Annotated in this window: 16 protein-coding genes and 1 pseudogene; 5 read left to right on the forward strand and 12 right to left on the reverse strand. The window is 66.7% G+C overall.

Annotated elements, in window-relative coordinates:
- Positions 1–67: 67 nt before the first annotated feature.
- Positions 68–1,066 carry a sulfate ABC transporter substrate-binding protein gene (locus tag ABNW52_RS06375; RefSeq protein WP_349585550.1) on the reverse strand — a complete coding sequence of 333 codons (999 nt, stop codon included), beginning with the start codon at positions 1,064–1,066 and terminating at the stop codon, positions 68–70.
- 264 nt (positions 1,067–1,330) lie between these two features.
- Here ABNW52_RS06375 and ABNW52_RS06380 point away from each other — a divergent pair, with 264 nt between their 5' ends.
- Entirely contained in the window at positions 1,331–1,546 is a 216-nt protein-coding gene (locus tag ABNW52_RS06380) for a TOBE domain-containing protein (RefSeq protein WP_349585552.1), read from the forward strand.
- A gap of 9 nt (positions 1,547–1,555) precedes the next feature.
- Complete coding sequence (locus ABNW52_RS06385) at positions 1,556–2,146, forward strand: malonic semialdehyde reductase (RefSeq protein ID WP_349585554.1); 591 nt, start codon at positions 1,556–1,558, stop codon at positions 2,144–2,146.
- 74 nt (positions 2,147–2,220) lie between these two features.
- Here the strand turns inward: ABNW52_RS06385 and ABNW52_RS06390 are convergent, their stop codons facing one another.
- From ABNW52_RS06390 to ABNW52_RS06435, 10 genes and pseudogenes are all read right to left on the reverse strand, one after another.
- Positions 2,221–3,234 (reverse strand): LLM class flavin-dependent oxidoreductase, encoded by a 1,014-nt coding sequence (locus ABNW52_RS06390; protein WP_349585556.1) that lies wholly within the window; start codon positions 3,232–3,234, stop codon positions 2,221–2,223.
- A gap of 6 nt (positions 3,235–3,240) precedes the next feature.
- A complete protein-coding gene (locus ABNW52_RS06395; protein ID WP_349585558.1) occupies positions 3,241–4,167 on the reverse strand; it encodes an ABC transporter substrate-binding protein in 927 nt (308 codons plus the stop codon).
- 66 nt (positions 4,168–4,233) lie between these two features.
- Positions 4,234–5,172 (reverse strand): ABC transporter substrate-binding protein, encoded by a 939-nt coding sequence (locus ABNW52_RS06400; RefSeq protein ID WP_349585560.1) that lies wholly within the window; start codon positions 5,170–5,172, stop codon positions 4,234–4,236.
- A gap of 62 nt (positions 5,173–5,234) precedes the next feature.
- Positions 5,235–5,984 carry an amino acid ABC transporter ATP-binding protein gene (locus ABNW52_RS06405; protein WP_349586032.1) on the reverse strand — a complete coding sequence of 250 codons (750 nt, stop codon included), beginning with the start codon at positions 5,982–5,984 and terminating at the stop codon, positions 5,235–5,237.
- Between the two features lie 174 nt (positions 5,985–6,158).
- Positions 6,159–7,061 (reverse strand): annotated as a pseudogene (locus ABNW52_RS06410) (amino acid ABC transporter permease); the annotation flags it as partial.
- A 23-nt stretch (positions 7,062–7,084) separates the two neighbouring features.
- Positions 7,085–7,624: a GNAT family N-acetyltransferase gene (locus tag ABNW52_RS06415; protein WP_349585562.1), complete on the reverse strand. Its 540-nt coding sequence runs from the start codon at positions 7,622–7,624 to the stop codon at positions 7,085–7,087.
- A complete protein-coding gene (locus ABNW52_RS06420; RefSeq protein ID WP_349585564.1) occupies positions 7,609–8,838 on the reverse strand; it encodes a M20 aminoacylase family protein in 1,230 nt (409 codons plus the stop codon). The genes ABNW52_RS06415 and ABNW52_RS06420 overlap by 16 nt, the downstream gene beginning before the upstream one ends.
- Positions 8,838–10,178 carry an LLM class flavin-dependent oxidoreductase gene (locus ABNW52_RS06425; protein WP_349585566.1) on the reverse strand — a complete coding sequence of 447 codons (1,341 nt, stop codon included), beginning with the start codon at positions 10,176–10,178 and terminating at the stop codon, positions 8,838–8,840. Before ABNW52_RS06425 ends, ABNW52_RS06420 begins: the two co-directional genes overlap by 1 nt.
- A gap of 22 nt (positions 10,179–10,200) precedes the next feature.
- Positions 10,201–11,196, reverse strand: coding sequence for an MsnO8 family LLM class oxidoreductase (locus ABNW52_RS06430; RefSeq protein ID WP_349585568.1), 996 nt, complete (start codon positions 11,194–11,196; stop codon positions 10,201–10,203).
- 457 nt (positions 11,197–11,653) lie between these two features.
- Entirely contained in the window at positions 11,654–12,667 is a 1,014-nt protein-coding gene (locus tag ABNW52_RS06435; protein ID WP_349585570.1) for a LacI family DNA-binding transcriptional regulator, read from the reverse strand.
- Between the two features lie 234 nt (positions 12,668–12,901).
- Here ABNW52_RS06435 and ABNW52_RS06440 point away from each other — a divergent pair, with 234 nt between their 5' ends.
- The 3 genes from ABNW52_RS06440 to ABNW52_RS06450 all read left to right on the forward strand — a co-directional run bounded on the left by ABNW52_RS06440 (position 12,902) and on the right by ABNW52_RS06450 (position 16,065).
- The gene (locus ABNW52_RS06440) at positions 12,902–13,801 is read left to right on the forward strand and encodes a sugar phosphate isomerase/epimerase family protein (RefSeq protein ID WP_349585572.1); all 900 of its coding nucleotides are present in this window, start codon (positions 12,902–12,904) and stop codon (positions 13,799–13,801) included.
- A 93-nt stretch (positions 13,802–13,894) separates the two neighbouring features.
- The gene (locus ABNW52_RS06445; RefSeq protein WP_349585574.1) at positions 13,895–14,821 is read left to right on the forward strand and encodes a sugar phosphate isomerase/epimerase family protein; all 927 of its coding nucleotides are present in this window, start codon (positions 13,895–13,897) and stop codon (positions 14,819–14,821) included.
- A 71-nt stretch (positions 14,822–14,892) separates the two neighbouring features.
- Positions 14,893–16,065, forward strand: a complete 1,173-nt coding sequence (locus ABNW52_RS06450; protein WP_349585575.1) for a Gfo/Idh/MocA family protein — start codon at positions 14,893–14,895, stop codon at positions 16,063–16,065.
- 97 nt (positions 16,066–16,162) lie between these two features.
- On the opposite strand, the gene ABNW52_RS06455 is transcribed toward ABNW52_RS06450, so the two are convergent.
- Positions 16,163–16,519, reverse strand: coding sequence for a DUF1840 domain-containing protein (locus ABNW52_RS06455; protein ID WP_349585577.1), 357 nt, complete (start codon positions 16,517–16,519; stop codon positions 16,163–16,165).
- Positions 16,520–16,562: the final 43 nt, after the last annotated feature.

A 16,562-nucleotide genomic window follows, 5' to 3' on the forward strand; every position in this document is an offset into this window, starting at 1 on the left:
TGCGGCACTTGCCGTTACCAAACAGCAGCCATCGCCCCAGCACGGTCGCGCTGGGGCACGGCTTGGCTTATTTGGCGTAGATCTGATCGAAGATCTTGCCATCATCGAAGTGGGTCTGCTGTGCCTTGGCCCAGCCGCCGAATACCTCGTCGATGGTGAACAGCTTCACCTTGCTGAAGGTAGCGGCGTACTTGGCGGCCACTTTCGGGTCGCGTGGGCGGTAGTAGTTCTGTGCGGCCAACTCCTGGCCCAGCGGGCTGTACAGGTATTGCAGGTAGGCTTCGGCCACCTTGCGCGTGCCGCGCTTGTCCACCACCTTGTCCACCACGCTCACCGGCGGCTCGGCCAGGATGGAGACCGACGGCACCACGATGTCGAACTTGTCCGGCCCCAGCTCGCGGGTGGCGAGGAAGGCCTCGTTCTCCCACGAGATCAGCACGTCGCCGATGCCGCGCTGGGCAAAGGTGATCAGCGAGCCGCGGGCGCCGGAATCCAGTACTTTCACGTTGTGGTAGATCTTCTGCACCAGCGCGCGGGCGCTGGCGTCGTTGCCGCCCGGCTGTTTCAGCGCGTAGCCCCATGCCGCCAGGTAGTTCCAGCGCGCGCCGCCACCGGTCTTGGGGTTGGGGGTGATCACGTCCACACCGGGGCGGGCCAGATCGCTCCAGTCGCGAATCGCCTTGGGATTGCCCTTGCGCACCAGGAACACGATGGTGGAGGTGTAAGGCGTGGCGTTGTTGGGTAGCCGCTGCTGCCAGTTGGGCGCCACGAGCCTGCCATTCTGGTACAGCTCGTCGATGTCGTTGGATAGCGCCAGCGTCACCACATCGGCTTCCAGGCCGTCGATTACCGAGCGCGCCTGCTTGCCGGAGCCGCCGTGCGATTGCTTGATGGTGACGGTGTCGCCGGTCTTGTCCTTCCAGTACTTGGCGAAGGCGGCATTGAAATCCTGATACAGCTCACGTGTCGGGTCGTAGGACACATTCAGCAGCGAAATATCGGCCAATGCCGGTTGCCCCAGCAGGCTGGCGAAAATCACGGCGCCGGCTAGCAGTTTCTGTTTCATGCGCTTCTCCCTGATGTGAATGAATCCGGATTGTGGGAATGGCGCGCAGCCAGGTGAACCAAGCTTTTTTCACAAGCTCATCACACCGGCTGCTTAGCTGGAATATGCAAAAGCAAGCCAGCTTTAATTCGTTTGGTCGCGGCAATGGGGCTGGTAAGGTGAATTCGACCGTCGGCTAAAAACCGCGGCATGGGGCGATAGGGAAATCACCGCCATGTCGGGTATTTAGCGGCAATCGATAACCACCCAGTAGAGGAATTCACCATGAGCATCAAATCCATTAATGTGCGCAACCAGTTTCGCGGCGTGATCAAGGAAATCATCGACGGCCCGGTATTGTCGGAAGTGGACGTGCAAACCGCCTCCGGCATTGTCACCTCGGTGATTACCACCCGCTCGGTACGCGAGCTGGGGCTGAAGCCGGGGTCGGAGGTGATCGCCTTCGTCAAATCCACCGAAGTCTCCATCGCCACCCTGTAAGGAGCCGCCATGTCTACCGCACTGGCACCGCAGGCGCTGGCGCAGTTGTTTACCGATGCCCGCTCGCTGCACAGTTTCAGCGAGCGGCCGGTAAGCGACGAGCTGATCCAGCAACTGTACGAGCTGCAAAAATGGGGCCCCACCGCCTTTAACGGCCAGCCGGCGCGCTACGTGTTCGTGCGCTCCGCCGCCGCCAAGAGCCGGCTGGCGCCGGCCCTGTCCGCCGGCAATCGCGACAAAACGTTGGCCGCACCGCTGACGGTGATCGTGGCCTACGACACCAGCTTTCACGAACAGCTGCCCACCCAGTTTCCGGCCTTCGATGCCAAGGGCTTTTACGACAGCCTGCCGCACCTGATCGAACCGGGCGCGCGCAGCAATGCCACGCTGCAGGCGGCCTACCTGGTGCTGGCGGCGCGGGCGCTGGGGCTGACCGCCGGGCCGATGAGCGGTTTCGATGCCGAGGCGGTGGACCGCGAGTTTTTCAGCGATGGCCGCTACAAGAGCATCCTGCTGGTCAACCTGGGCTACGGCGACAGCAGCCAGGCGTTTCCGCGCGGCCCGCGGCTGGCGTTCGACGAAGTAGCGCGCGTGCAGTAAGCCAGCCGCGCTGGGAAACAAAAAAGCCATGGTGGCAAGCACCATGGCTTTTTTACGTGGCAAGGTTGGCCGCATCAGCGGCGTGGCTGCCAGCCCAGCGCCGGCGCGATGTGGTGCACGAAGTCGGACAGGATCTGCAGATAGGCTTCCGGGCTGAAGTCATACGGCAGCTCCAGCCGCAGCGAGCTGACCTGCGGCAGGATCGGGTCGGCCGCCAACCAGGCCAGAATCTGCTCGCTGCTGCCCACCAGATCGCGGGCGTACAGCGTGCGACGCTCGCCCTGCGGCGCCAGGGTGCGGGCGTGGCGGCTGGCGGCGTAGGCCAGATAATGGCGACGGCTGGCGGCATCGGCACTGTCCAGCGGCACGATCACCCGCCCCAGCGCCACCCGTGGCGGCGTGTCGCCCTGCCAGCTGGTATGGAAACGGTCCAGCTGCTGTTGCTGCGCGCTAAAGAAATCGTCGCTGTGCTCGCCGCGGGTCAGGTTACCGATCAGCAGGTGAAAGCCGTTACTGCCGGCCCATTCCGCCGAGCGCAGCGAGCCGCCGCCGTACCACAGCCGCTGCTCCAGCCCCGGCGCGTGCGGGTGCAGCCGCGGCCGCTGGCGGCCGGCGGGGGAGTCCACCAGCGTGTCGTCGTCGCCCAGCAGCTCGCCGCGCAGATTGTCGCGCAACCGTTGCACCCGCTGGTGCGAGAAATCGATGGCGGCCGGATCGGCATCGAACAGGCGGCTGCCCAGCAGCTCGCCAAACGGCGGCGCACCGCTGCTGAGGCCGACCTGCAGCCGCCCGCCGGACAGTACGTCCACGGTGGACAAGTCCTCGGCCAGACGGAACGGGTTCTCGTAGCCCATCTGGATCACCGCGGTGCCGAGGCCAATGCGCCGCGTGCGCTGGCTGGCGGCGGCCAGAAAGGTGGCGGCGGAGGAAATACCGCGTTCCAGGTGGCGCTGTCGCACCCAGGCAATGTCGTAGCCCAGCTCCTCGCCGTGGCGGATCAGCTGCAGCGTGTGCTCCAGCCCCTGTTGTGGTTGGTCGTCGGCATAGTTGCCGGGGATCAGAAAGCTGATTTCTTCAATGGCCATCATCGGCTCCTACAGTTTGGGTAGCCCCGGCGGGTTGGTTTCGGCATGGCTTAGCGCTTCGGCCTGCAGGCCCCAGCGCGCCAGCGCCTGCGCGTATTTGCCGCTCTTGATCAGGCCGTTGGTGGCCTGCGTCAGCGCCGCGGCCAGGCCGCTGCCTTTGCGGGTGGCGATGGCGACATCGGCCTGCAGCGGCCAGCCGGCATTCACCGTGCCCACCAGCCGGGTCTTGCCGTCGCGCGCCGCCTGGTAGGCCAGCGGCGAATTGGGATTGAAAATGGCATCGGCACGGCCGGACAGCAGCGCGACATTGCGCGCCGCTTCATCGTCGTAATACTGCAGCTCGATCGGCTTCAGGCCGCGGGCGGTGTTCTGCCGGTCCCACTGCAGCAGGATTTTTTCCTGGATGGTGCCGGAGCCGGTGGTGATGCGCAGGCCGGCGATGTCCTTCGGCTCGCGAATCTGCCGCAGCGGGCTGTCGGCCTTCACATAAAAGCCGTGCAGGCCCAGGCGGTAGGTGGAAAAGTCATACTTCTCCTTGCGCTGCTCGGTGACGCCGACATTGGAAATCACTGCATCGTACTTGCCGCCAGTGAGCCCCAGCGGCCAGTCGGCCCAGGCAATCGGCTGCAGATCCAGCTTCAGCCCCAGGCTGTCGGCCACCAGCTGGGCGTAATCCGGGTCGAAGCCCACCACGCTGCGGGCATCGGTGGCGTAGGTGGCGATTGGCGGCGCATACGGCGCGATGGCCACGGTCAGCACGCCGGGCTTCACCGGCTTGAACTGCTTGCCGATGGCGCTGATCGCCGCCGGCTGCGGCGCGGCGCGCACGCGGCCCGCTTGCTGCGGGCTGAAATCAAACTGGATGCCTGCGGCCAACGTGGCGCTGCCGGCGGCACTCAACAACAGGGCGGGAAGCAGGGAACGGACAAAACGCATGGTGGCTCCTGGTAACAGCCCCGCCGGCAAGGCCGGCAGGGCGGGGGCAAGGCGCAGACTGCTGGCTTAGCTCTTGGGCAGGCCGGCCGGGTTGGTCTGCGACTGGGTGATGGCTTCGGAGCCCAGGTTCCAGCGCTTCAGCGCCTTGGCGTAATTGCCGTTGCTGATCTGGGCGTTGATGGCGGTGGTGATGGCGGCGGCCAGGCCGGCGCCCTTGCGGGTGGTCACCGCGATGTCGGCATTCAGCGGCCAGCCGCCGGAGAAGGTGCCGGCCAGCCGGGTCTTGCCATCCTTGGCTGCCTCGAAGGCGGCCAGCGCGTTGGGGCCGAGGTAGGCATCGGCGCGGCCGGACTGGATCGCCAGCCGCTGCACCACGTCATCGTCGTAGTACTGCACCTCCACCGGCTTCAGCCCGGCGGCCACGTTCTGCTGGTTCCAGCGCAGCAGGATCTGCTCCTGGTTGGTGCTGGCGCCGACGATCACGCGCAGGCCGGCAATGTCCTTCGGCTCACGCACTTGCTTGACCGGGCCGCCGGTCTTCACATATATGCCCAGCGTGTCCTTGCGGTAGGTGGAGAAATCAAACTTCTCCTTGCGCGCCTCGGTCACGGTGACGTTGGAAATCACCGCATCGTACTTGCCGGAGGACAGCCCCAGTGGCCAGTCGGCCCAGGCCACGTTAACGATCTCCAGCTTGCGGCCCAGGCTGTCGGCCACCAGTTGCGCGATGTCCGGTTCCGAGCCCACCAGCGTCTTGGTGTCGCTGGCAAAGGCGGCCAATGGCAGTCGGCCGCCGTTGATGGCCACGGTGAACACGCCGTCTTTGGCAAAGCGCACGTCCTTGGGAATCTGCTTGATGGCGGCGTCCACCTTGGCGGCGCGTACGCGGCCCGGTTGTTCCGGGCTGAGATCGACCTTGAATTCGGCGGCGGCCACCGGCAGGGTCAGGGCGGCGAGGGCGAGGGAGCCGGCAATGCTGCGGCGCAGTTTGGGCGAGAAGTGCATGGGTTAGTCCTTTTGTGTGTGTGGTTGGCCGCGGGCTTGCCCGCCGCCGGTAGGGAAAAGCGTTACAGCACTTTGGCCAGGAATTCGCGGGTGCGGCTGTGTTGCGGCTGGCCCAGCACCTGGGCCGGGGTGCCGCTTTCCACGATGCGGCCGTGTTCCATGAACACCACGCGGTCGGCCACTTCACGGGCAAAGCCGATCTCGTGGGTCACCACCAGTAGCGTGGCGCCGCTGTTGGCCAGCTCGCGGATCACGTCCAGCACCTCGCCCACCAGTTCCGGGTCCAGCGCCGAGGTCGGCTCGTCGAACAGCAGCACCTTGGGTTGCAGCGCCAGCGCGCGGGCAATGGCGACGCGCTGCTGCTGGCCGCCGGACAGCTGGCGCGGGAAGGCATTGGCCTTGTCCGCCAGCCCGACGCGGGCCAGCAGCTCGCGCGCCAGCGCTTCGGCCTGCTCGCGAGGTTGGCCGCGCACCGCCTGCGGTGCCTCGATGATGTTTTCCAGCACGGTCAGGTGCGGGAACAGGTTGAAGTTCTGGAACACCATGCCCACGTCGGCACGCTGGCGCAGGATGTCCGGCTCTTTCAGCTCGTACAGCGCGTCGTCGTGCTGGCGGTAGCCGATCAGCTCGCCGTCGATGGCGATAAAGCCGCCGTCCACGCGTTCCAGATGGTTGATGGTGCGCAGCAGGGTGGACTTGCCGGAACCGGACGGGCCGAGGATGGCGGTGACGCTGCCGGGGGCGATGTCCAGCGACACGTTGTCCAGCACCGTCAGCGCGCCAAACTGCTTGCTGACGTTATGGATCGACACCGCGCCGCCCTTGATGCGCGCCAGTTGCTGGCGGCGCTCGCTGCCCAGGCTGGCGTTGGCCGCAGCGGCCACAACGGCGGTGCCGCTGCTCGCCTGCGGCCGCCGGCGCGCCCACCATTTACCCAGCCAGCCCGGCTCCACGGTGCGCAGCGCGCCGCGGGCGTAATGGCGTTCCACGTGCACCTGGATGGCGGACAGCACGGTGAGGATGATCAGGTACCACACGGTGGCCACTATCAGCAGCGGGATTACCTCCAGGTTGCGGCGGTAGATCACCTGGATGGTGTAGAACAGCTCCGGCAGCGCCAGGATGTACAGGTTGGAGGTGCCCTTGGCTAGGCCGATGATGTCGTTGAAGGCGGTCGGCAGAATGGTGCGCATGGCCTGCGGCAGCACGATGCGCAGCGCCTGGCGGCGGCGCGGCAGCCCCAGCGCGGCGGCGGCCTCGTGCTGGCCCTGGTCCACCGACAGGATGCCGCCGCGGATGATCTCGGACGAAAACGCGGCCTGGTTCAGCGTCAGCCCCAGCAGGGCGGCGGCGAACGGGGTGATCAGCTGGGTGGTGGACCAGCTGGCGAAGGTGATGTCGGTAAACGGCACCCCCAGCCAGATGGTTTCGTACAGATAGCCCAGGTTGTTGAGGATCAGCAGCAGCACGATCAGCGGAATGGAGCGGAACAGCCAGACATAGCTCCACGACAGGCTGGCCAGCAGCGGCGAGCGCGACACCCGCGCCAGCGCCAGCAGTGTGCCCAGCGCAAAGCCGGCGACAGTACCCAGCGCGGTCAGCAGCAGGGTGCGGCCCAGCCCGGTCAGTACTGGCTCGGCAAAAAACCATTCGGCAAACACCGGCCAGCCCCAGCGCGGGTTGGTCAGCACCGAATAGGCGGTGGCGGCGATCAGCAGCAGCGCCAGCGCCGTGCCCAGGGTGCGTGCCGGGTAGCGGGCGGGGATGACGCGCAGCGCGGCGTAGTCGCGCCAGGGCTTGCTGTGGCTGGTGCCGGGGCCGTCGTCCGGGCGGCTGCCGTCCAGCGCACCGGTGCTGGTGGCGGCGGCAAAGTGGGTGAATTCGCTCATGGTGGGTGTCCTTGCTGGTGTGTTCAGGCGACAAACGGTGCCGGCAGCGCGGGGCTGCCCGGCGGCAGCCGGCTGTGGTCGTGACGCAGGTCTTTTTCAAATGGCAGGCTGCCGTAGCGCTCCGGATCGGCCTGCAGGTCGAACAGCGCGCGGTAGCCCTGGCTCAGGTACAAGGCCACCGCCTCCGGCTGGCGAAAACCGGTGGTCAGGTACACGCGGCGGTAGCCCTGCAGCTGCGCCTGTTGCTCCAGCAGCGCCACGATGCGTGCGGCCAACCCCTGGCGACGGTGCTGCTGGTGGCTCCAGATGCGCTTCAGCTCGGCGGTGTGCTGGTCGTAGCGCTTGAAGGCACCGCCGGCGATGGCGACGCCGTCGCGCAGCAGCAGCACGAAATTGCCTGCCGGCGGCTGAAAGGCGCTGACCGGGTAGCGGTTCATCTCGGCAGCGGCGCCATCGGCGCTGAAGTAGTCGCCATAGCGGCGCTCGTATTCCGCGGTCAGTGCGGCCAGCATCGGCTGCGCGCGCGGGTCGTCGGGCGAGGTAAAAATCAGCTGCTCTGCCATGTTGCCTCCTGGCCGGGATCGGCTTGCAGGTAGCGCTCCGCCAGGCTGGCCCAGTAGCTGGCCGCCAGCGGGATCAGCGCATCGTTGAAGTCGTAACGCGGGTTGTGCAGCGGCGCGCTGTCGCCGTTGCCGAAGAACAGGTAGCTGCCGGGGCGGGCCTGCAGCATGAAGGCGAAGTCCTCGCTGGCGGTGCGCGGGCGGAAGTCCGCCTCCACCCGGGCATCGCCCAGCGTGTCGACGGCCACCTGGCGGGCGAAGGCGGTTTCCGCGGCGTGGTTCACTACCGGCGGAAAGCCCAGCCGGTAGTCCACCTCGGCGCGGGCGCCAAAGCTTTCCGCCTGCGCGCGTGCCAGTGCCGGCACCCGCTGCGCCAGCAGCTGGCGCACCTCGGGGCGGAAGGCACGTGCGGTCAGCTTCAGCTCCACGCTGTCCGGAATCACGTTGGAGGCGGCGCCGCCGTGGATGGCGCCCACCGTCACCACGCCCATGTCCAGCGGCGGCACATTGCGCGATACCACCGTCTGCAGCGCGCTGATCAGGTGCGCGCTCACCACCACCGGGTCCACCGCGTGCTGCGGCTCGGCGCCGTGGCCGCCGTGGCCATGCACGGTGATGTGCGCCTGATCCACCGACGCCATCGCCGGGCCGCACACGCAGCCGATATGGCCGCTGCTGACGCCGGGCCAGTTGTGCAGGCCGAATACCGCGTCGCAGGGAAAGCGCTCGAACAGCCCTTCGGCAATCATGCGCTGCGCACCGGAACCGGTTTCCTCCGCCGGCTGGAAGATCAGCTGCAGCGTGCCGTCGAACTGGCCGGCTTCGGCCAGGTAGCGCGCCGCCGCCAGCAGGATGGCGGTGTGGCCGTCGTGGCCGCAGGCGTGCATCACCCCGGCGTGGATGCTGGCGTAGGGCAGGCCGGTGGCCTCGTGGATCGGCAGCGCGTCCATGTCGGCGCGGATGCCCAGCCGCTTGCCGCCGCTGCCGCGGCGCAGGCTGCCCACCACGCCGGTGCCGGCAATGCCGGTAGTCACCGTGTAGCCCCAGCTGGCCAGCAGCCCGGCGACGATGCCGGCGGTGCGCACTTCCTGGAACGACAGCTCCGGGTGCTGGTGCAGGTCGCGACGCAGGCTGACGAACTGCTCGCCAAAGCCGGCGATATGCGCGGCGATGCGGTCGGCAGCGGCAAGGTTGGCCGCAGAGTCGGATGCGCCCATTACGCCACCTGTTCCTGACTCGCCGGCGCGGCGGCGTAGCGGCTTTGCTTGCGCGGCAGGCCCAGATGGTCGCGCAGGGTGTGGCCCGGCAGCTCGCGCTGGTAGCGGCCGCGTGCCTCCAGCACCGGGATCACGTGCTGGATGAAGTCGTCCAGCCCTTCTGCCGACACGGCAAAGCCGAGGATGAAGCCATCGGCGGCGCCGGCGTCGATCCAGCGGATGATCTCGTCGGCCACTTCCTCGCCGCTGCCGACGAATTGGTCGCGCGGCGTGGCTGCCTCCAGCGCCACCTGGCGCAGGGTCAGGCCGCGAGCCTTGGCATCGGCCTTGATGCGGTCGGTGGTGGAGCGGAAGCTGTTGCGGCCAACCTCGCCCAGTTCCGGGAACGGCGCGTCCAGATCGTACTGGCTGAAGTCGTGGTGATCGAAGAAGCGGCCCAGATAGGCCAGCGCCTCGTCGATGGTGAGCAGGTCGCGGATGCGCTGGTACTTGGCCTCGGCCTCTTCGCGGGTGGCGGCCACCACCGGGTTGATGCCGGGGAAGATTTTCACGTCGTCGCCGCTGCGGCCATGCGCCACGGCGCTGGTTTTTACCTGGCGCAGGAACTGGCGGGTGTCGTCCAGCGACGGCGAGTGGGTGAACACCGCGTCGGCGTACTTGCCGGCCAGGCCGATGCCGGCATCGGACGAGCCGGCCTGGAAGATCACTGGCTGCCCCTGCGGCGAGCGGCTGATGTTCAGCGGCCCGGCCACCTGGAAGAAACGGCCCTTGTGGTTCAGCGCGTGCAGCTTGGCCGGGTCGAAGAACTGGCCGCTGTCACGGTTGCGCAGCAGCGCGTCGTCGTCCCAGCTATCCCACAGCCCCTGGGTTACCTGCAGGTATTCGTCGGCAATCTCGTAGCGCAGCGCGTGTTCCGGGTGCGGGCGGCTGTAGTTCTTGGCGCTGCCTTCCAGTGGCGTGGTCACCACGTTCCAGCCGGCGCGGCCGCCGCTGATCAGGTCCAGCGAGGCGAACTGCCGCGCCACGGTGAACGGGTCGCTGTAGGAGGTGGACACGGTGCCGGCCAGGCCGATCTTGCGGGTGGCGGTGGCCAGGGCCGACAGGATGGTCAGCGGCTCGAAGCGGTTGAGAAAGTGCGGGATCGACTTCTCGTTGATGTACAGACCGTCGGCGACGAAGGCAAAGCGGATGCCGGCGGCCTCGGCCTTGCGCGCGGTGTCGATGTAGAAATCCAGGTTCACGCTGGCATCGGCCGGGCCGGACGGGTGCTTCCACGAGTTCATGTGGCCACCGGCGCCGTGCAGCATGATGCCGAAAGGGATGGGTTGGGTCTGGCTCATGGTGGTTCTCCTTGCGATGGGGTCAGGCTGCGACGGCGATATCGGCGCCGGCGATCAGCTCGATGGAGGTCAGGCGGCGGGCAAAATCGGCCACCGGGTTGTCGATGATGAATTCGTGGATGCCGTAGCGCTGATGCAGCGCGTCCAGCTGGCGGCGCACGTCTTCGCCGTTGCCGGTGATCACGTGCGGGCTGAGTTCTTCGATGCGGTAGCTGCGGATGCCGGCCTGGCGCGCGTACTGCTCGGCGGCGGCCAGTGACGGCAGGTTCACCGCCTGGCCGCTTTCCGGGTGCAGCTTGAAGATGCGCAGTTGCCCCACCTGCGCCTCGGCTTCGGCGCGGCTGGCGGCGGCAAAGGCGTACAGCGCCAGTGCGGCGGTTTTGCCGCTGGCCTGGCGGTAGGTATCCAGCGTGGCCTGCAGGTTGGCCGCATCGCCGTTGAAATGGCCGGCGAAGGTGAAGTCCCAGCCGTACTTGGCGGCCAGCGCCGCGCTGTCCGGGCTGCCGCCCAGCAGGATGCGTTGCGGTGCGCTGCTCACCACCGGGGTGGCCACGGCGCCGGCCAGCGGGTGGCCGGTGGCCAGCTCGTCGCGCAGGAAACCATCCAGCTCGGCCAGCAGCGGCTCGAAATCGCTCGCCCCGGCATGGCGCCGCTGCAGCGCGCGGGTGCTCAGCGGCAGCCCGCCCGGGGCCTTGCCCACGCCGGCATCCACCCGCCCCGGCGCCAATGCGGCCAACTGGCGGAACACCTCGGCCACCTTGTACGGGCTGTAGTGCTGCAGCATCACGCCGCCGGTGCCGACGCGGAGCAGCGAGGTCTTGGCCAGCACATGGGCGGCGACGATTTCCGGCGCGGCGCTGGCCAATTGCGCATTGCCGTGGTGCTCGGCCAGCCAGAAGCGGTGGTAGCCCAGCTCTTCCGCCCGCTGCGCCAGTTTTACGCTGTGGCGCAGGGCATCGACGGCGGTCTTGCCATCGGGAATCGGGCTTTTTTCCAGCAGGGAAAGTAAATAAGACATTTTGCGCTACCTGATTAATTGGCGGTGACGTAAAAAATCTACCGGTAGCGAAAAATTATTTCAATGCAATAACTTGTGATTTATCCGGCTAAGCTTATTTATGGCGGCTGCTAATGTTAATGCCGCTTGTTATAAGTACCGGCGGATATGGTTATTCTGGGGGTCGAATAAAATTGGTATCAATTTAAATAAGGCATGGCAGTTAATGGCTGCCAGATTGATATTTGAATTATTGCTAAGGTTTTCGGTTTTTATTGTTTATGCCGTGGCTGCGTGGTGAATATACTGGCTGGTTTTATTTCGCCGGCAGGCAGTGGCCACGATATTGCCGACGCGGCGACTGTGCGGGGGAGGGGGCGGCGACCAAGGCGGTTGGCCGCCGTGGCGGCTTCGGCGCTGGTGACGGGGAGGAGGGGGCAGATCAAGGCCGGCGCGCGCGCTTGCGGCGCCGGGGCGGCTATACGTTGGCCGCGGTGTAGGTGGTGAACGGCAGGATGGTCTGGGTCGGCCCGCGTGCCGGCTTGTCACGCAACACGCTGCTCATGCTGTCCACCAGCCGCGCCGACAGCCACTCCAGCGGGTGCGACAGCACCATGCTGACCAGATCGTCGTTCAGCGCCTGGCGGGTGATGTCGGTCAGGTCGTGGCAGACGGTAACCAGCCCGGCCGGGCGCTGTTCCCGCAGTGCTTCCAGCACGCCTTCGATGCCGCCGCCGGCCACGTAGATGCCGGCCAGATCCGGGTGGCGATCCAGCAGCTCCAGCGTCGCCGCCTGCGCCAGATGAATGTCCTCCAGGCTGGTCAGCGTTTCCAGCACCTGAAAGCCGGGCGCGTATTCGCGCAGGTAGGCGCGAAAGCTGATCTCGCACTGCTCCTGGCACAGGTAGCGGTGGCTGCCCAGAATCAGCCCCACCTTGCCTGGCCGTGGCGCCAGGCGCGATATCGTCCACGCTGCGCTGCGGCCAACCTTGCGGTTGTCCAGCCCGACATAGCCGGCGCAGGCTTCCGCGCTCAGCTCCGACACCAGCGCGAATACCGGCGTGCCCTGCACCGCCAGCATGTCGATGGCCTGATTGACCTGCGGATGGTCGGCCGCCACCAGCGCGATGGCGTCCACCTTGCGCGCCATCTCCTGCAACCGCGCCACGATGTGTTGCGGCGTCAGCTCGTCCAGGTAGTCGATCACCGCCTTGCCCTGGCTGCCGACCGCCTGCTCGATGGCCAGCCCCAGCTCGCGGTAGAAATAGGTGCTGCGCTTTTGCAGGATGAAGCCCAGCCGCGGCCCGGCCTGCTGTTCGTCGATGCGGTGGCGGATCAGCCCGGTGCGGCGAAAGCCCAGCTGCTCGGCCGCGGCCAGCACCCGTTGCGCCGTCTCCGGCCGCACGCTGGCGCGCTTGTTGATGACGCGATCCACCGTGGCCACGCCGACCCCGGCCAGTTTTGCCACATCCAGCATGGTCGGATCCGTCATCGTCTGTCCTTTTTTGATAGTTCTATCAATTCATATCAATCGATGATTGATAGATGGCGATACCGGATGGCGGCGCCGTATTGTCAATAAAAATCTGCTGGTTAAACTGGATTGTAACGGGCTTCGAGCATGCGATGGAAGCCGTTGCATATCAATAAAACTATCAAAACAATCAGCGCGCAGCCGCTTGCCACCGCCCGGCCGGCACCGCGCGACCACGACAGGAGACCGCACATGAAAATTGCACTCGACCCCTATATGCACCGCCACCTCAGCCTGCCGGCGCTGGTGCAGAAAACCGCCGAGCTGGGCTACGACCAGATCGAGCTGTCGCCGCGCGCCGACTTCCTCGACTGGTGGGTGATGCCACGTGCCCACGCCGGCCGCATCGCCGAGTTCAAGCGCGCGCTGCGCGAGCATGGCGTCGGCCTCGCCACCCTGCAACCGATGTACCGCTGGGCCAGCCCGTTCGAGGACGAACGGCAGTGGGCGATGAAGTGCTGGAAGAAAGCCATCGAAGTGGCGGTGGAAATGGGCTGCCAGCTGATGATCTCCGAGTTCGGTCGTGGTGCCTCGCCGGAGCGCTCCGTCGGCCAGGGCGCCGGCGCCAACACCCGCGAAATGTGCGAGGCCGCCTGGTGGCGCTCGATGGAGGAGCTAGTGCCGATCTTCGAACGCGAAGGCATCACCCTGTCGGTGGAGCCGCACCCGGAAGACTGGGTGGAAACGCTGGCCCCGGCGCTGGACATCGTGCGCGTGCTCGGTTCGGACAACGTCAAGCTGTCCTACATCGCGCCGCACACCTTCTACTACGGCGACGACATGGCCGCCATGCTGCGCGAAGCCGCGCCGGTGCTGGCCCACGTGCGCGTGGCCGACACCTTCAACCACAAGGCCAGCTCGCAGCTGCGCTACATCGTCAACCCGCCCGGCTCCAGCCACATCCGCGTGCACCAGCACCTGGACATCGGCCAGGGCGAGATCGACTGGGACCTGTTCTTCGCCACCCTGGCCGACAGCGGTTTCGACGGCGTGCTGTCGTCCTGCGTGTTCGCCTGGGAAGAACGCGCCGACGAATCGTCGCGCTTCATGCGCCAAGAGATCCAGCGCTACCTGACCAAGTACCAACGCTAAGCCACGCCGCCCCCACAACCTATCAAGCCACCCCGCGGCCACCATGAGGCTGCCACGGGGTCGGCCCCGCTTTGCCCAAAACAAGGAGACATCATGAGCATCAAGATTGCCAGCGCCCCCTGCTGCTGGGGCGTGGACGATGTGAACAACCCGCACCTGCCGCCGTGGCAGCGGGTGCTGGAAGAGGCCGCGCAGGCCGGCTACAAAGGGATCGAGCTAGGCCCCTACGGCTACATTCCGTTGGACGTGGAACTGGTGGGCAATGCGCTGCACCGCCACCAGCTGCATATCGTGGCCGGCACCATCTTCGACGACCTGGTGGCTGCGGCCAACCTGGACAGCCTGCTGCAGCAGACTCGCGACATCTGCCGCCTGATCACCCGCCTGCCGCGCCCGCCGCAGGCCGATGGCCAGCACTTTGCCGCCCCCTATCTGGTGGTGATGGACTGGGGCCACCCGGAGCGCGACTTCCAGGCCGGCCACAGCGAGCGCGCGCCGCGCCTGAGCCAGCAGGACTGGCAGCGCATGGTGGCGCACATCCGCCAGATCGCCGCGGTGGCGCAAGTCGAGTTCGGCGTGCGCACCGTGATCCACCCGCATGCCGGCGGCTATATCGAGTTTGCCGACGAGATCCTGCAGATACTGGCCGACATTCCCTACGCCGAGGCCGGGCTGTGCCTGGATACCGGCCATCTGTACTACTCCGGCATGGATCCGGCGCAGTGGCTGCGCCAGCACGCCAGCCGGCTGGACTACATCCACTTCAAGGACATCGACCTGGCGGTGTACCAGCAGGTAATGCAGCAGCACATCGCGTTTTTCGACGCCTGCGCCCAGGGGGTGATGTGCCCGATCGGCAAGGGGGTGATCGACTACCCGGCGATACGCCGGCTGCTGGATGACATCGGCTACCACGGCTACATCACCATCGAACAGGAACGCGACCCGCGCAACGCCGCTACCAGCCTGCGCGACGTGACCGCCAGCCTGCAGTACCTGCAACAGGCCGGCTTTAACTGATATTTGACATCACAAGCGGCCAGCCGCCGTGCCACGGCGCAAGATTGGCCGCAGACAAAGGAGACAGAGACATGATCAACGGCACCAAACTCACCGCCGCACCGATCCGCTGGGCGATGGTCGGCGGCGGCCAGGGCAGCCAGATCGGCTACATCCACCGCAGCGCCGCGCTGCGCGACAACGTGTTCCAGCTGGTGGCCGGCGCCTTCGATATCGACCCGCAGCGCGGCCGCGATTTCGGCGCCAGCCTGGGCGTGGACCCGGCGCGTTGCTACGCTGACTACCAGACGCTGTTCGCCGAAGAGGCCAAACGCGCCGACGGCATCCAGGCGGTGTCCATCGCCACCCCCAACGGCACCCACTTCGCCATCTGCAAGGCGGCGCTGCTGGCCGGGCTGCACGTGGTGTGCGAGAAGCCGCTGTGCTTCACCACCGCCGAGGCCGAAGAGCTGCAAAGGTTGGCCGCAGCCCGCGGCAGGATCGTTGGCGTCACCTACGGCTACGCCGGCCACCAGCTGATCGAGCAGGCGCGGCAGATGATCGCCGCCGGCGAGCTGGGCGACATCCGCATCGTCAACATGCAGTTTGCCCACGGCTTCCACAGCGCGGCGGTGGAGGAGGCCAACCCGGCCACCCGCTGGCGCGTCGACCCGAAACTGGCCGGCCCCAGCTATGTGCTGGGCGATGTCGGCACCCACCCGCTGTACCTGTCGGAAGTGATGCTGCCGGAGCTCAAGGTGCAGAAGCTGATGTGCAGCCGGCAGAGCTTTGTCGCCAGCCGCGCACCGCTGGAAGACAACGCCTTCACCCTGATGCAGTACCACGGCGGCGCGATGGGCTTCGTGTGGTCCAGCGCGGTGAACGCCGGCTCCATGCACGGCCAGAAGATTCGCGTCATCGGCTCGAAAGCCAGCCTGGAATGGTGGGACGAGCGCCCCAACCAGCTGAGCTTTGAAGTCCAGGGCCAGCCGGCGCAGGTGCTGGAGCGCGGCATGGACTACCTGCACCCGGCCGCGCTGCACGACGACCGCATCGGCGGCGGCCACCCGGAAGGGCTGTTCGAGGCGTGGTCCAATCTGTACTACCGCTTTGCGCTGGCAATGGCGGCCAGCGACCGTGACGACCAGGCGGCGCTGGCCGCCATCCACTACCCGGACATCCATGCCGGGGTGGAAGGCGTGCGCTGGGTGGAAAACTGCGTGCGCTCCGCCGACCAAGGCGGGGTGTGGGTGGATTACCAGTAAGTGGCCGTGGGTTCGCCAGCGTTGTCCGGCGCGGGCGAACTTGCCGGCCGGCGCGCCTAGCGGGGCCGGCCGGCTGCGGCCAACGTGGTGCGCTGCTTCACACTCCCCAGGTAATGGCTTTGTCCTCGCGCAGCGAGAGTTGCATCATCTCCAGCAAGGGCTGGGCGCGCTGGTAAAACGCGACCGGCCGCTCTGGCTCCGTTGCCGTGTCTTGGTCTGCCGCTTCGTCTTTGCCGTCCGCCTGTGGCGCGCGGGGTTGGGGCGCGGCCGGTGGCCGGGCCTGATCCTGCCGGATGGCCGCCTGCAGTGTTGCGATGGCGGCCGGCATCTCATCAACCGAAATCACGCCCTTGCTCTGGCGAATGTCCTTGCCCAGCAAGCTCAGCACGTTTTCCGCATCGCTGCGAAACATCAGCAGATTGCCTGCTGCCTGCGAGTGAAAGGTAAAAATCATGGCGTTGCTCCTGTGGCCGGCGGCCACGTCCTGACCGCCGGGC

This window comes from Vogesella oryzagri, from assembly GCF_040148885.1.
GTDB classification, from domain to species: domain Bacteria; phylum Pseudomonadota; class Gammaproteobacteria; order Burkholderiales; family Chromobacteriaceae; genus Vogesella; species Vogesella oryzagri.